Below are 12741 nucleotides of genomic sequence, written 5' to 3' on the forward strand. Positions count from 1 at the left end.
GTCGATTCCTTGCAAGATTTACACGAGGCCCATGGCCACCAGCACCCAGTCGATGAGCTTGATGCCCACGAAAGGCACCACCAGCCCGCCCAGGCCATAGATCGCCAGGTTGCGGCGCAGCAGCGCAGCGGCGCCGACCGGGCGATAACGCACGCCTTTGAGCGCCAGCGGAATCAGGAACACGATCGCCAGTGCGTTGAACACCACCGCCGACAAGATGGCCGAGGAAGGGCTGGCCAGCTGCATCACGTTGAGCGCGGCCAGCTGCGGATAGGTCGAGACGAAGATCGCCGGAATGATGGCGAAGTACTTGGCGACATCGTTCGCGATGGAGAAGGTGGTGAGCGAGCCGCGCGTCATCAGCAAGGCCTTGCCCGTCTCCACCACCTCCAGCAGCTTGGTGGGATTGGAGTCCAGGTCCACCATGTTGCCGGCCTCCTTGGCGGCCTGCGTGCCGCTGCCCATCGCCACGGCCACATCGGCCTGGGCGAGTGCTGGCGCGTCGTTGGTGCCATCACCCGTCATCGCCACCAGACGGCCTTCTGCCTGGTACTGGCGGATGAGCGCCAGCTTGTCCTCGGGCGTGGCGTCCGCCAGAAAGTCGTCCACACCGGCCTCGGCAGCAATGGCTGCGGCCGTGAGCTTGTTGTCGCCCGTGATCATCACGGTCTTGATGCCCATGCGGCGCAACTCGGCAAAGCGCTCCTTGATGCCGGTCTTGACGATGTCCTTCAACTCGACGATGCCCAGCACCTGCGCGCCTTCAGCCACCGCCAGGGGTGTGCTGCCGCGCCGCGCCACATCGTCGGAGGCCCGCACCACCTCAGTGGGCACGCTTCCGCCCAGTGCCTGCACATGGCGCACCATGGCCTGAACCGCGCCCTTGCGCAGGGCCACCTCGGGGCCATTGGCCGCAGCGGGCAAGTCCACGCCGCTCATGCGCGTCTGCGCCGTGAACGGCACCAGGCGAACGCCAGGCGCAGCCGCCTCTTCGGGCACGCCGCCGCGGCGTGCCAGCTCGACGATGCTCCGGCCCTCGGGTGTCTCATCGGCGAGGGACGCCAGCATGGCGGCGCGCGCCAGACGCTCCTTGGCGATGCCCGGCGCGGGCAGAAAAGCGCTTGCCTGGCGGTTGCCGTGGGTGATGGTGCCGGTCTTGTCCAGCAGCAGAACGTCCACATCGCCGGCCGCCTCCACGGCACGGCCCGACGTCGCGATCACATTGGCCTGCATCATGCGGCTCATGCCCGCCACACCCACGGCGGACAGCAATCCGCCGATGGTGGTGGGAATCAGGCACACGAGCAGCGCCACCAGGGCGGTGAGCGACACGACGGTGCCTGTGCCGGACGCTCCCACGCTGAAGATCGAGAAAGGCAGCAGCGTCACGGTCACGATCAGGAACACGATGGTGAGCGCCACCAGCAAGATGGTGAGCGCCACCTCGTTGGGCGTCTTCTGGCGCTTGGCGGCCTCGACCATGCCGATCATGCGGTCCAGGAACGATTCGCCCGGGTTCACCGTCACGCGCACCACCAACCAGTCCGACAGCACCCGGGTGCCGCCCGTCACGGCGGAAAAATCTCCGCCCGACTCCCGCACCACGGGGGCCGACTCGCCGGTGATCGCGCTCTCATCCACCGAGGCGACACCTTCGATCACTTCGCCGTCCAGCGGAATGACGTCGCCCGCGTCCACCTGCACCACGTCGCCGCGGCGCAGGTTGGTGGCCTGTTCGGGCAGGAAGGTGGCACCGTGGCGCGGTTCGGTGAGCTTCTTGGCCCAGGTGTCCTTGCGCAAGCCCCTCAGCGACGCTGCCTGCGCCTTGCTGCGCCCTTCGGCCAGCGCTTCGGCGAAATTGGCGAACAGCACGGTGAACCACAGCCAGACGGCGATGGCCAGCACGAAGGCCGGGCGCATGCCCATGTCCTGGGGGGCCGTGAGCGCATGCAGCCAAAGCAGCGTGGTGAACAGGCTGCCGATGAACACGATGAACATCACCGGATTGCGCCACTGCACGCGGGGATCGAGCTTGGCGAACGACTGCCACAGCGCAGGCTTGACCAGCGCCGCATCGAACAGCGAAAGAGAGACGGAGGTTTTGGAAGTTGTCATGTCAGGGCCTCACTTCGCCCACAGCATCAGGTGTTCCACCACGGGGCCGAGGGCCAGGGAAGGAACGTAATTGAGCAGGCCCACCAGCAACACGGTGGCGATCAGCAGCACCACGAAGAGCGGGCCATGCGTGGGCAGGGTGCCGGGCGTGGGCGGCAGGCGCTTTTTCGCCGCGAGCGAGCCCGCGATGGCCAGCACCGGCACGATCACGCCGAAGCGCCCGAACCACATCGCCAGCGCCAGCAGTACGTTGTAGAACGGCGTGTTGGCGGACAGTCCCGCGAAGGCACTGCCGTTGTTGTTGCCGGCCGACGTGAGTGCGTAGAGGATCTCGGATAAGCCATGCGCGCCCGGGTTGGCGATACCCGCCTTGCCGGCCTCGGCGATCACCGCGACGGCCGCGCCCACCAGCACCAGGATCGGGGTGACGAGGATGGCTACCGAGGTGAGCTTCATCTCGCGCACCTCGATCTTCTTGCCCAGGTATTCCGGCGTGCGGCCGATCATCAGCCCGGCCATGAACACCGCCAGGATGGCGAAGACCAGCATGCCGTAAAGGCCGGTGCCGACGCCGCCGAAGACCACCTCGCCCAACTGCATCAGCACCATCGGCACCATGCCGCCGAGCGGCGTGAACGAGTCATGCATGGCGTTCACCGCTCCGCACGAAGCGGCGGTGGTGACGGCGGCGAACAACGCCGACGCGGTGATGCCGAAGCGCACCTCCTTGCCTTCCATGTTTCCGCCGGACTGCAGCGCCGTGGTCGCCTGGTCCACGCCCAGAGCGGCGATCAGCGGGTTGCCGGCCTGCTCGGCCGGGACGATCACCGCCACCGCCACGGCGAACATCACCGTCATCGCCGCCAATATCGCGATGCCCTGGCGCTGGTCGCCCACCACGCGGCCGAACGCGAAGCACAAGGCCGAAGGGATCAGGAAGATGGCCAGCATCTGCACGAAATTTGAAAGCGGCGTGGGGTTCTCGTAGGGATGGGCTGAATTGGCATTGAAGAAACCGCCGCCGTTCGTGCCCAGCATCTTGATCGCCTCCTGCGACGCCACCGGGCCCATGGCCAGCGTCTGCGTGGATGCGCTCGCAGCTTGCGTGACCGGATTGCCGGCCGCGTCTTTCTCGGGCTGTCCGTCGGCAGACAGCTTCGGCGCCTGGTAGGCCGTTGCCTCCAGAGTGGTGACGTCCTGGGACGGCGAGACATTCTGGATCACACCCTGCCCCACCAAAAACACGGCGATCACCAGAGAAATCGGCACCAGCACCCAGGTGGTGATGCGCACCATGTCGGCCCAGAAATTGCCCACCAGTCCTTGTCCGTCGGTGCGGCGCGCCGCAAAGCCGCGGGCCAGGGCAAAGGCTACGGCGATGCCCGTGGCCGCCGACAGGAAGTTCTGCACCGACAGCCCCAGCATCTGCGTGAGATAGCCCATGGTGCCCTCGCCCGCATAGCCCTGCCAGTTGGTGTTGGAGACGAAGCTCACCGCCGTATTGAAGGCCGAGTCGGGCGCCACGGCCGCCATGCCCTGCGGATTGAGCGGCAGCACGGCCTGCAGGCGCTGCAGGCCGTACAGGACGATGGCGCCGATGGCGTTGAAGGCCAGCAGCGCCAGCGCGTAGTGCCGCCAGTGCATGCTCTGGGCGGGCTGGACGCCCGACAGCCGATAAAGCGGCGATTCGGCACGGTGCATCCATGGCGGCAGCCGGCCATCGCAGATGGCGGCCAGCCACTTGCCCAGGGGCCATGCCAGCAGCATCAGAACGACAAGGAACAGGGCCAACAGGCCCCAGGCGGACATGTCCATGTCAGAACTCCTCGGCGCAGATCAGTGCGAACACCAGATACGCGAACAGAACCACGGCCACGATGGCGCCGAAGCCGTAAAGCACTTCGAGCCCGATCATCGCGAGGTCCCCTGAGGTCCGTCGAACCGGCCGAGCAGGACAACCGCCTCGGCGACTGCCACCCACAGCGCCACCAGCGCCGCGATCCACACGATGTCCATCTTTCACTCCTGCGTCAAAACGATGGAATCGATTCTCGGAAGGCCGCCGTAAAAAGGGTGCAGAGACTGGGACGCGGGGCGTAAAAGCGCCGTAAAAATGCGCAGCTCTCCCTTGCTGCGCCCCTCTCGCCGCTACCCGTTCTTTATGTGCAGCCGCGCGCTTTTGACGGCATTTTTATGCAGGCCTGCCTACGCTCTGCATTCCTTATTTGCACAGTGATCGCCATGATTCATTTCCGAATGCTCCCAGCCCCGCGAGCCCGTCCTTGGGCTGCCGCCTTGTTCGCGGCAGTGCCGCTGCTGGCGCAGGCTCAACTCACGGGCAATGTCGCCCTCACCTCCGACTACAAATTCCGAGGGCAGGACCAGGACATACTCCGGTCGGACCCATTTGCCAAGACCGGCGCGTTCAAACCGGCGATCCAGGGCGGCTTCGATGACGCCTTCGGCGACAGCGGCTGGTATGCCGGCAACTGGAATTCCAGCGTGAACTGGCTGCGCGGCAACAGCCTGGAGAGCGATTGGTACGGCGGCTACAAATGGAAGGCAGGCGCCATCGACCTCGACGCGGGCGCACTCGCCTACCTGTACCCGGGCAACGCCAGCGGCAACACCACCGAGCTTTATGGCAGCGCCACCTATGCCGATCCAGCGCTGGGCACCTTCGCGCTCAAGTACTCCCACACCGTGTCGGACGACTATTTCGGCCATGCCGGCGCCAAAGCGGGCTCGGGCCTGTCGGGCCGCAACACGGGATATTTGAATCTGGCCTACAACCGCGCGCTCTCCCCGCAGCTGACGCTCAAGGCCGCCTTGGGCTACACGCGCATGGCGGGCGACATCCGGCGCCAGGGCCTGCCAAGCTACCTGGATTACCAGATCGGCGCGGCATACGATTTCGGAAGCGGGCTGTCACTCACCGGCACCCTGCAAGGGGCGAACCGGCAGGCTGCCTATGGCGCTGCCACTGGCCCGGCGGCGGACGCGCCGCAGTACTCGCCCAACAAAGGCCGCTTCATCCTGACCCTCGCCAAGACCTTCTGAGCCGGTACCCGGTAGCCTGAGGCATCGGTGGAACCGTAACGAAGACTTTTGAATGAAAAGTGCCAACGCCGCCGTATTTAATGCACAGACAGCTATAAAAACAATAGCAAAACGATTATTTGGCCAACAACGCGGCGGGATCGTCCGAAGCCAACACGCCCTGCGCCCACTGGCCGAGCTTGCGCGTGTCGGCACGCAGCACTTCCTGCTTCACCGCCAGGATCTGCGCCGGGTGCATCGAAAAGCTGCGCAGGCCCAGGCCCAGCAGCAGCCGGGTCATGGAGACGTCACCTGCCGTCTCGCCGCAGACGCACACGCTCTTTCCCTGGCGTTCACCCTCGGCAATCACGTCAGCCACCAGTTTCAGCACCGCCGGATGCAGCGGGTCGTACAGATGGGCCACCGCCTCGTCGGCGCGGTCGATGGCCAGCGTGTACTGGATCAGGTCGTTGGTGCCGATCGAAAGAAAATCGAAGTACTTCAAGAAGCTGCGCACCATGAGCGCAGCCGCAGGCACTTCGATCATCGCGCCCAGCTGCACTGTCCCGTGCGCAACGCCGCGGGTATTCAACTCGGCGCGAGCCATCTCCACCTGCGCGAGCGTCTGGCGGATTTCGCTCACGTGCGCAAGCATCGGGAAAAGCAGGTTCACCGGCCCGTGCACGGCCGCGCGCAGCACAGCCCGCAGCTGCGTGCGGAACATGGCCGGGTCGGCCAGGCTCCAGCGGATGGCACGCAGGCCGAGCGCAGGGTTCAGGTAGCTGTCCTTGTAGCCTTTGTCGAGCGGCTTGTCCGCACCCACATCGATCGTGCGCAACGTGACGGGCAGCCCGTTCATGCCCTGCACCGCATCCCGGTAGGCTTGGTACTGCTCCTCTTCACCGGGCAGATTGCCGTTGCGCCCCATGAACATGAATTCGCTGCGGAACAGCCCCACGCCGGCGGCCCCGCCGCGCAGGGCCGCCGCCGCATCGGCAGGCTGCTCGATGTTGGCCAGCAGTTCGACCTTCTGCCCGTCCAGGGTGATCGCAGGCGTATGGCGCAGGCGGGACAGGCGCTCACGCTCCAGCGTGGTCTGCCGCTGCCGAAACCCGTATTCGGCCAGGATGATGGGCGAGGGGTCGACGATCATCACGCCGGCATCGCCATCGATGATGACCCAGTCGTCCTGCCGCACCAGTTGGCTGGCAGCGCGGGCGCCCACCACGGCAGGAATGTCCATGCTCCGCGCCACGATGGCGGTGTGCGAAGTCTTGCCGCCCACGTCGGTCACGAAGCCGGCGAACACACTCTTCTTGAACTGCAGCATGTCAGCCGGCGATAGGTCGTGCGCCACCAGAACCAGCGGCACGTCCACCGTGTCGTCCAGCAGCAGATCCTGCTGGTTGCTGCGGCGCGGACTGCAAGGCGGGGGCGCAACGGGATTGGCCACGCCTTTCATGTGCCGAAGAATGCGCTCCACCACCTGCTCCAGGTCGGCCTTGCGTTCGCGCAGGTACTCGTCCTCCATCTCGTCGAATTGGCGCGCGATGACTTCCAGTTGCGTGGTGAGAGCCCATTCGGCGTTGTACAGCCGTTCGGTGATCCAGTGCTTGACGCCGCTCACCAGGGCTTCATCCTGCAGCAGCATCATGTGAACGTCGAGCAAGGCCGCCAGCTCGTGCGGTGCGTCGTGGGGCATCTCGGCCTGCAGCCGCTGCAGCTCTTCCACCACGGCATTGCGCCCGTTGCGCACCCGTACGATTTCTGCACCGACCTGCTCCGGATCGATGAAATAGTGCGCCACGTCCACACGGCTTGATGCGACCAGCACCGCCCGCCCGATGGCGATGCCGCGTGCGACAGCGAGGCCGTGGACGGCGAAGGTCATCGCATTGCCTTGACTGGTTTCACCCCGGCACGCATCCGCACGGCGGCGGAGGCAGGGACGAGCCAGGCGATCCGCGCGGTGCGCATGTCACTCCCCTTCGCCGAATTTACCGTCGATGAGGGCACGCAGCGCATCCATCGCTTCCTGCTCCTGGGCGCCGCTCGTCTCCAGCTCGACCGTCGAACCCAGACCCGCGGCCAGCATCATCACGCCCATGATGCTTTTGGCATTGATGCGGCGCTCGCCCCGGGACAGCCAGACATCGCACGGAAAGCTGCCGGCCAGCTTGGTGAGCTTGGCGGATGCCCGGGCGTGCAGGCCCAGCTTATTGCTGATGGTGATGGTCGTCTTGATCATGGTGGGAACGTCGTATCTGGTTCTGCGGCGCTGCGATCGCCACTTGCATCACGCCTTGCGTGCCACCGACCACCGCGCGCGACACCAGCGCGTCCAGCGGCTCATGGCGGTAGCTCACCGTGCGCAGGAGCATGGGCAGGTTCACGCCGGTGACGAGCCTGGAATGCTCGCCATCCACGAGGCGCTGGGCCACGTTGCACGGCGTGGCACCGAACACGTCGGTCAGCACCAGCGTCGGTGAATCGCCATCATGCGCAGCCAGCAGGATGCGAGCGGTGGCCAGGGTTTCCTCGGGCGGCGTGTTGGGATGCACATCGAACGCGAGCACCTCTTCGCCGCAATCGGGAAAGACGTGGAGCGCGCACTCGCGAAGCGCATGGGCCAGCGGGGCGTGGGCAATGATGAGGATGCGCGTGCTCATGGGGCAATCAGGGAAACCGCATTATGGCGCCGCGTGCCGCAGCAATAGGCATGCGCCCGTCCAGGCGTCGGGACTGGCGAACTCGCTGGAATCGCCATCACGGCAACGCCAGGCCATCAAAGAACGTGTCCGCGACTGCAGGCCGCAGCATGTCCGTGTACACCACCGCGTGATACAGGCGCGCCTGCCGCCCCTCGATGCGCGCAAACCAGGCCGCTTGCGCGATCACCGGGCTGCCGTCTGCACGCCGGCCCTGGGCCTGCTGCCGTACCGACTGCGGGAGAGACAGTGCGCCCTTCGGCACGAAGGATGTGGCGGCAGCGTCCGCAAGTCCGGTCGCTGGTGCTTGCATGCGCGCCAACACCGCAGTGCGCCAATGCGCCAGGACCGCACCGGCTTGCGCGGGCTCTTCGATCACCATGTGCGATACAGCGAAGGTCGCTCCATCCGCCTCACAGCCGACCATGGCCAGCTCGGCCTCGATCCCACCCAGATCCACCGTGCGCGTGGCGTGGTCTGGTTTACAAGGCAGCAGAACCTTCAAATGGGCGCTTTCCAACGGCAGGCTGCGCCAATTCAAAGCCGGGCTGCAGCCACTCAGCGCCATGGACGAGCCGAGGATCAGCGCCGCCACAAGAGAGGTCGAAAAATGCATGCCGGCATTATCCGCAGTGCCGGAACCGGCTCGCAGTCACGGCAGTAGCACGTCCGGTCCAATAAGACCGCGCGAACTTTCGAAGTCCATTGCGCTCCATCAGCCCGCTGATCCGGACAGTTTGGCAAAATGGACGACCGGGCAAATCGCTCGGACACAGGTGGAAAGAACGCAATGGGCATCAAACATTGGTTGGGAGCTGCAGCTTTCGCGGCATTGGCTGGCGTGGGAGCCTTCGTGTTCTTGGGCGCCGGAACGGCGCAGGCACCGCAATCGACGTTCGTTCTGCTCGACGGCTCCCAAAAAACCACCGCCGATCTGCGCGGGCAGGTCACGCTGGTGAACTTCTGGGCCACCAGCTGCACGACCTGCGTGGCCGAGATGCCCGAGGTCGTTGCGACCTACCAGAAGTACCGCGCCCAAGGCTTCGACACCCTTGCCGTCGCCATGAGCTACGACCCACCCAGCTATGTCGTCAATTTTGCGGAAACACGCAAGCTGCCCTTCAAGGTCGCCATCGACAACACCGGCGCCATCGCCCAGGCTTGGGGCGACGTGAAACTCACTCCCTCGACCTTCATCGTCAACAAACGCGGCGAGATCGTGAAAACCTATGTCGGCGCACCGGACTTTCCCGAACTTCATCGACTGATCGAGCGGTTGCTGGCCGAGACCTGACGCCATCACAGGCCGTTTAACGCTCCGCTCACCGGCTGAGAAAGTAGATCGCCGGGCAGGCTCCCGCTACACTGATCGCTCCTTCGTTCCTAGCCAATGCCTGTGGACCAGCCTTCAGTGGCCCTGCTGACGCCCAGCCTTCCGGAAGAAATGGATGCCGTGCGCGACATCTTCCGGGAGTACGCCGACAGCCTGGGCATCGACCTGTATTTTCAGGACTTCGAGGCCGAACTGGCCAACCTGCCCGCGGACTATGCGCCTCCTCGAGGCCAGATCTTGCTGGCCGAAGTCGATGGCGCCATTGCCGGGTGCTGCGCATTGCGCCCTCTGGACAACGCGGACTACCCCAACGCCAGCGAAATGAAACGCCTGTATGTGCGCAAAGCGTTCCGCGGCTTCGGGTTGGGTCGGCAACTGGCCGAAGCCGTTCTGGACGCAGCGCGGCAAGCTGGATACGCCTGCGTGTTGCTCGATACGCTCGATGGCATGGAATCAGCTCGGGCGCTCTACGCCGACCTGGGCTTTGAGGAAGTCCCGCCCTACTATCACAACCCCATTGCAGGGTCGCATTACCTCAAGGCCGACATTCATTGAAACGGTGGGCCGACAAGCTCGCGCTGGCATCTTTTCATCAGTGAATGCCTCGTTGTCAATCACGACACCCGCCACCGTGGGCATCGCCATTTGAAGGCTGGAGCGCGCCCCGGACCCTCATCAATGCATGTGGAATTTCTGTCCGGGTTTGAAGCCACGGAGAGGGTTGCCGCCTGGACGGTCACACCCCTTCCGCGGTCAGGCGTTTTTCAGCCCTTGGCTTGCGCAAGCAGCGTTGCAGCGTCGCTGACTTCGAACTTGGCGGGGGCTTCGATGTTCAGGGATGCGACCTTGCCGTCCTTCACCAGCATGGAATATCGGTTGCTGCGCAGACCGAGTCCCTTTCCGTTCAGATCCAGCGTCAGGCCTGTTGCCTTGGCAAAAGCGGCATCTCCATCTGCCAGCATGCGGACCTTGCCTGCGGTCTTCTGATCGCGGGCCCAGACGCCCATCACGAATGCGTCATTCACGCTCAGGCACCAGATTTCATCCACCCCTGCCGCCTTGAAAGCATCGGCCTGCTCCACATAGCCAGGAACATGCTTGGCCGAACAGGTCGGCGTGAACGCACCAGGAACAGCAAACACGGCAATGGTCTTGCCTGCGGCGGCCTTGTCAACCGCCACGGGATTGGGGCCGAGGCTGCATCCGTCGCCTTCGACTTCGGAATATTCCATCAGGGTAACGGCGGGCAGGGTGTCACCGACTTTGATCATGCTGAGCTCCTAGGTTGGAAATGAAAGAACCTGCAGAAAGCAGGCCCCAAAAACAAAACGACCCAGTATTGTGGGTCGTTTCGAGCGGCTTTGCAGCCAAACAGCCTGAAGGGCTTACTGGTTCAATTAAACCAGCGCTGCCTTCTGGACCAAACGGGTAGCAACCCAGTTCTTGGTCTTGGAGATGGGGCGGCTTTCCGTGATCTCGATGGTGTCACCCAGCTTGTATTCGCCCTTTTCGTCATGGGCGTGGTACTTGCTGGATTTCGCCACGATCTTGCCGTAGAGCTCGTGCTTCACACGGCGCTCGACCAGCACGGTCACGGTCTTCGTACGCTTGTCGCTGACCACCTTGCCAATCAAGGTGCGCTTGAGGGATTTTTTAGCTTCCGTCATGTGGGCTCCTTACTTGGCGGCTTGCTTTTCAGCAAGAATGGTCTTGGCACGAGCGATATCCCGACGGGTGATACGCAGCGTATTGGTGTTGGCCAGTTGTTGCGTGGCCTTCTGCATGCGCAGACCGAAATGGGCCTTTTGCAAGGACTTGATTTCGGCTTCGATGCCAGCTTCGTCTTTTTGGCGCAGTTCAGCAGCTTTCGTCATTTCGATTCTCCTGATTTAAGCGCCAATTTGACGGGCCACGAACGTGGTGCGCAGCGGCAGCTTGGCAGCAGCCAGGCGGAACGCTTCACGGGCCAGTTCTTCAGGCACACCAACAATCTCGAACACCACCTTGCCGGGCTGAATTTCAGCCACGTAATACTCAGGGTTGCCCTTACCGTTACCCATCCGAACTTCGGCGGGCTTGGTGGAGATCGGCTTGTCAGGAAACACGCGAATCCAGATACGGCCGCCACGCTTCACGTGACGGGAGATCGCACGGCGTGCGGCCTCGATCTGGCGGGCCGTCAGACGGCCGCGATCAGTGCACTTCAGGCCGAAGTCGCCGAAGGCCACCGAGTTGCCACGGGTGGCAACGCCGGTGTTACGGCCCTTCTGCTCTTTGCGGTACTTGCGGCGAGCGGGTTGCAGCATTCTTTATTCTCCTTTGCCGTCCGCTGCTGTAGCGGGCGCGTCAACCTTGCGAACGCGCTTAACGGCGGTGTTATCGGCGCCACCGGCACCGGCGGGCTTGTCGCTGCCATCTGCAGGAGCCGCATTGGCACCCACAGGGCGGCGCGGTCCACGGCCTGCACCAGGACGGTCGCCACCAGGACGGCCATCACGACGCGGGCCACGGGGACGGCGCTCTTCTTCCGGACGCGGTGTTTCCACTGCGGGCAGATCGTTGCGGCCCAGGGTATCGCCCTTGTAGACCCAAACCTTGACGCCGATGACGCCATAGGTGGTCTTGGCTTCGGACGTGCCGTAGTCGATGTCGGCGCGCAGAGTGTGAAGTGGCACGCGACCTTCGCGATACCACTCGCAGCGAGCGATTTCGATACCGTTCAGACGGCCAGACGACATGATCTTGATGCCTTGGGCACCCAGACGCATGGCGTTTTGCATGGCGCGCTTCATGGCACGGCGGAACATGATCCGCTTTTCCAGCTGTTGGGTAATGCTGTCGGCGATCAGCTTGGCATCGATTTCGGGCTTGCGCACTTCTTCGATGTTCACTGCAACAGGCACGCCCAGGCGGGTCGCGAGTTCCTTCTTCAGGTTCTCGATGTCTTCGCCCTTCTTGCCGATCACCACGCCCGGACGTGCCGAGTAAATGGTGATACGGGCATTCTTGGCAGGACGCTCGATCAGGATGCGCGAGACGGCCGCATTCTTCAGCTTGGCCTTCAGGTACTCGCGAACCTTGATGTCTTCGGCCAGCATGCCAGCGAAGTCACGGTTGCTCGCGTACCAACGGCTGGCCCAATTGCGGCTGACCGCCAGGCGGAAGCCGGTAGGATGGATTTTCTGTCCCATAGTCTTCCTCGGGCCTTCAGTTGCCAACCGTCACGTACACATGGCACGTGGGCTTGCTGATGCGATTGCCGCGGCCTTTGGCGCGCGCGGTGAAACGCTTGAGCGTGGTGCCTTGCTCGACGTAGATGGTCTTGACCTTCAGTTCGTCGATATCGGCGCCGTCGTTGTGCTCAGCGTTGGCGATGGCGGACTCCAGAACCTTCTTGACGATGCCAGCAGCTTTTTTCTGCGTGAACGTCAGGATGTTCAGAGCCTGGTCGACCTTCTTGCCGCGGATCAGATCAGCGACCAGACGGCCCTTGTCGACCGACAGACGGACGCCCCGGAGGACTGCACGTGTTTCAGACATGGTCGT

The 12741-nt window shown here is 63.9% G+C and carries 16 protein-coding genes; 3 read left to right on the plus strand and 13 right to left on the minus strand.

Annotated elements, in window-relative coordinates:
* Nucleotides 1-18 precede the first annotated feature (18 nt).
* The 3 genes from kdpB to kdpF are packed head-to-tail and all read right to left on the minus strand — an operon-like array spanning nt 19 to nt 4030.
* Complete coding sequence (gene kdpB, locus AVHM3334_RS08110) at nt 19-2115, minus strand: potassium-transporting ATPase subunit KdpB (RefSeq protein ID WP_284411229.1); 2097 nt, start codon at nt 2113-2115, stop codon at nt 19-21.
* A 9-nt stretch (nt 2116-2124) separates the two neighbouring features.
* Nucleotides 2125-3930, minus strand: coding sequence for a potassium-transporting ATPase subunit KdpA (gene kdpA / locus AVHM3334_RS08115; protein WP_284411231.1), 1806 nt, complete (start codon nt 3928-3930; stop codon nt 2125-2127).
* A gap of 1 nt (nt 3931) precedes the next feature.
* A complete protein-coding gene (gene kdpF, locus AVHM3334_RS08120; RefSeq protein WP_092745120.1) occupies nt 3932-4030 on the minus strand; it encodes a K(+)-transporting ATPase subunit F in 99 nt (32 codons plus the stop codon).
* A gap of 341 nt (nt 4031-4371) precedes the next feature.
* On the opposite strand from kdpF, the gene AVHM3334_RS08125 reads away from it, so the two are divergent.
* Nucleotides 4372-5175, plus strand: coding sequence for a TorF family putative porin (locus AVHM3334_RS08125; protein ID WP_284411234.1), 804 nt, complete (start codon nt 4372-4374; stop codon nt 5173-5175).
* A 115-nt stretch (nt 5176-5290) separates the two neighbouring features.
* On the opposite strand, the gene ptsP is transcribed toward AVHM3334_RS08125, so the two are convergent.
* The 4 genes from ptsP to AVHM3334_RS08145 form a co-directional block, all read right to left on the minus strand.
* Nucleotides 5291-7045 (minus strand): phosphoenolpyruvate--protein phosphotransferase, encoded by a 1755-nt coding sequence (gene ptsP / locus AVHM3334_RS08130; protein WP_284411236.1) that lies wholly within the window; start codon nt 7043-7045, stop codon nt 5291-5293.
* 87 nt (nt 7046-7132) lie between these two features.
* The gene (locus tag AVHM3334_RS08135; RefSeq protein WP_284411237.1) at nt 7133-7402 is read right to left on the minus strand and encodes an HPr family phosphocarrier protein; all 270 of its coding nucleotides are present in this window, start codon (nt 7400-7402) and stop codon (nt 7133-7135) included.
* Nucleotides 7371-7823, minus strand: coding sequence for a PTS sugar transporter subunit IIA (locus AVHM3334_RS08140; RefSeq protein WP_092745116.1), 453 nt, complete (start codon nt 7821-7823; stop codon nt 7371-7373). Before AVHM3334_RS08140 ends, AVHM3334_RS08135 begins: the two co-directional genes overlap by 32 nt.
* Nucleotides 7824-7920: 97 nt before the next feature.
* Nucleotides 7921-8478: a hypothetical protein gene (locus AVHM3334_RS08145; protein WP_284411238.1), complete on the minus strand. Its 558-nt coding sequence runs from the start codon at nt 8476-8478 to the stop codon at nt 7921-7923.
* A gap of 174 nt (nt 8479-8652) precedes the next feature.
* Between AVHM3334_RS08145 and AVHM3334_RS08150 the strand changes: the two genes are divergently transcribed.
* Nucleotides 8653-9156, plus strand: a complete 504-nt coding sequence (locus AVHM3334_RS08150; protein ID WP_284411239.1) for a TlpA disulfide reductase family protein — start codon at nt 8653-8655, stop codon at nt 9154-9156.
* 102 nt (nt 9157-9258) lie between these two features.
* A complete protein-coding gene (locus AVHM3334_RS08155; protein WP_284411241.1) occupies nt 9259-9750 on the plus strand; it encodes a GNAT family N-acetyltransferase in 492 nt (163 codons plus the stop codon).
* Nucleotides 9751-9959: 209 nt separating this feature from the next.
* Here AVHM3334_RS08155 and AVHM3334_RS08160 read toward each other — a convergent pair whose 3' ends face one another.
* From AVHM3334_RS08160 to rplV, 6 genes are all read right to left on the minus strand, one after another.
* Complete coding sequence (locus tag AVHM3334_RS08160) at nt 9960-10466, minus strand: peroxiredoxin (RefSeq protein WP_284411243.1); 507 nt, start codon at nt 10464-10466, stop codon at nt 9960-9962.
* Nucleotides 10467-10592: 126 nt separating this feature from the next.
* A complete protein-coding gene (gene rpsQ, locus AVHM3334_RS08165) occupies nt 10593-10862 on the minus strand; it encodes a 30S ribosomal protein S17 (protein WP_092745113.1) in 270 nt (89 codons plus the stop codon).
* 9 nt (nt 10863-10871) lie between these two features.
* Nucleotides 10872-11069, minus strand: coding sequence for a 50S ribosomal protein L29 (gene rpmC / locus AVHM3334_RS08170; RefSeq protein ID WP_092745112.1), 198 nt, complete (start codon nt 11067-11069; stop codon nt 10872-10874).
* A 15-nt stretch (nt 11070-11084) separates the two neighbouring features.
* On the minus strand, nt 11085-11501 hold the full coding sequence (rplP, locus tag AVHM3334_RS08175) for a 50S ribosomal protein L16 (protein WP_056662458.1): 417 nt from the start codon (nt 11499-11501) through the stop codon (nt 11085-11087).
* A gap of 3 nt (nt 11502-11504) precedes the next feature.
* Nucleotides 11505-12386 carry a 30S ribosomal protein S3 gene (rpsC, locus tag AVHM3334_RS08180; RefSeq protein ID WP_284411246.1) on the minus strand — a complete coding sequence of 294 codons (882 nt, stop codon included), beginning with the start codon at nt 12384-12386 and terminating at the stop codon, nt 11505-11507.
* Between the two features lie 16 nt (nt 12387-12402).
* Nucleotides 12403-12735, minus strand: a complete 333-nt coding sequence (gene rplV / locus AVHM3334_RS08185; RefSeq protein WP_005796970.1) for a 50S ribosomal protein L22 — start codon at nt 12733-12735, stop codon at nt 12403-12405.
* Between the last annotated feature and the right edge of the window lie 6 nt (nt 12736-12741).

The sequence above is a fragment of the Acidovorax sp. SUPP3334 genome (assembly GCF_030159055.1).
Classification (GTDB): domain Bacteria; phylum Pseudomonadota; class Gammaproteobacteria; order Burkholderiales; family Burkholderiaceae_C; genus Paracidovorax.

What these genes read in the sequence shown, in the direction of transcription:
- rpmC (WP_092745112.1), bottom strand. Translation starts at nt 11,069, where the DNA reads ATGACGAAAGCTGCTGAACTGCGCCAAAAAGACGAAGCTGGCATCGAA.
- rpsC (WP_284411246.1), bottom strand. Translation starts at nt 12,386, where the DNA reads ATGGGACAGAAAATCCATCCTACCGGCTTCCGCCTGGCGGTCAGCCGC.
- AVHM3334_RS08145 (WP_284411238.1), bottom strand. Translation starts at nt 8,478, where the DNA reads ATGCATTTTTCGACCTCTCTTGTGGCGGCGCTGATCCTCGGCTCGTCC.
- kdpF (WP_092745120.1), bottom strand. Translation starts at nt 4,030, where the DNA reads ATGATCGGGCTCGAAGTGCTTTACGGCTTCGGCGCCATCGTGGCCGTG.
- rplP (WP_056662458.1), bottom strand. Translation starts at nt 11,501, where the DNA reads ATGCTGCAACCCGCTCGCCGCAAGTACCGCAAAGAGCAGAAGGGCCGT.
- AVHM3334_RS08135 (WP_284411237.1), bottom strand. Translation starts at nt 7,402, where the DNA reads ATGATCAAGACGACCATCACCATCAGCAATAAGCTGGGCCTGCACGCC.
- AVHM3334_RS08160 (WP_284411243.1), bottom strand. Translation starts at nt 10,466, where the DNA reads ATGATCAAAGTCGGTGACACCCTGCCCGCCGTTACCCTGATGGAATAT.
- kdpA (WP_284411231.1), bottom strand. Translation starts at nt 3,930, where the DNA reads ATGGACATGTCCGCCTGGGGCCTGTTGGCCCTGTTCCTTGTCGTTCTG.
- AVHM3334_RS08125 (WP_284411234.1), top strand. Translation starts at nt 4,372, where the DNA reads ATGCTCCCAGCCCCGCGAGCCCGTCCTTGGGCTGCCGCCTTGTTCGCG.
- AVHM3334_RS08150 (WP_284411239.1), top strand. Translation starts at nt 8,653, where the DNA reads ATGGGCATCAAACATTGGTTGGGAGCTGCAGCTTTCGCGGCATTGGCT.
- ptsP (WP_284411236.1), bottom strand. Translation starts at nt 7,045, where the DNA reads ATGACCTTCGCCGTCCACGGCCTCGCTGTCGCACGCGGCATCGCCATC.
- rpsQ (WP_092745113.1), bottom strand. Translation starts at nt 10,862, where the DNA reads ATGACGGAAGCTAAAAAATCCCTCAAGCGCACCTTGATTGGCAAGGTG.
- AVHM3334_RS08140 (WP_092745116.1), bottom strand. Translation starts at nt 7,823, where the DNA reads ATGAGCACGCGCATCCTCATCATTGCCCACGCCCCGCTGGCCCATGCG.
- kdpB (WP_284411229.1), bottom strand. Translation starts at nt 2,115, where the DNA reads ATGACAACTTCCAAAACCTCCGTCTCTCTTTCGCTGTTCGATGCGGCG.
- rplV (WP_005796970.1), bottom strand. Translation starts at nt 12,735, where the DNA reads ATGTCTGAAACACGTGCAGTCCTCCGGGGCGTCCGTCTGTCGGTCGAC.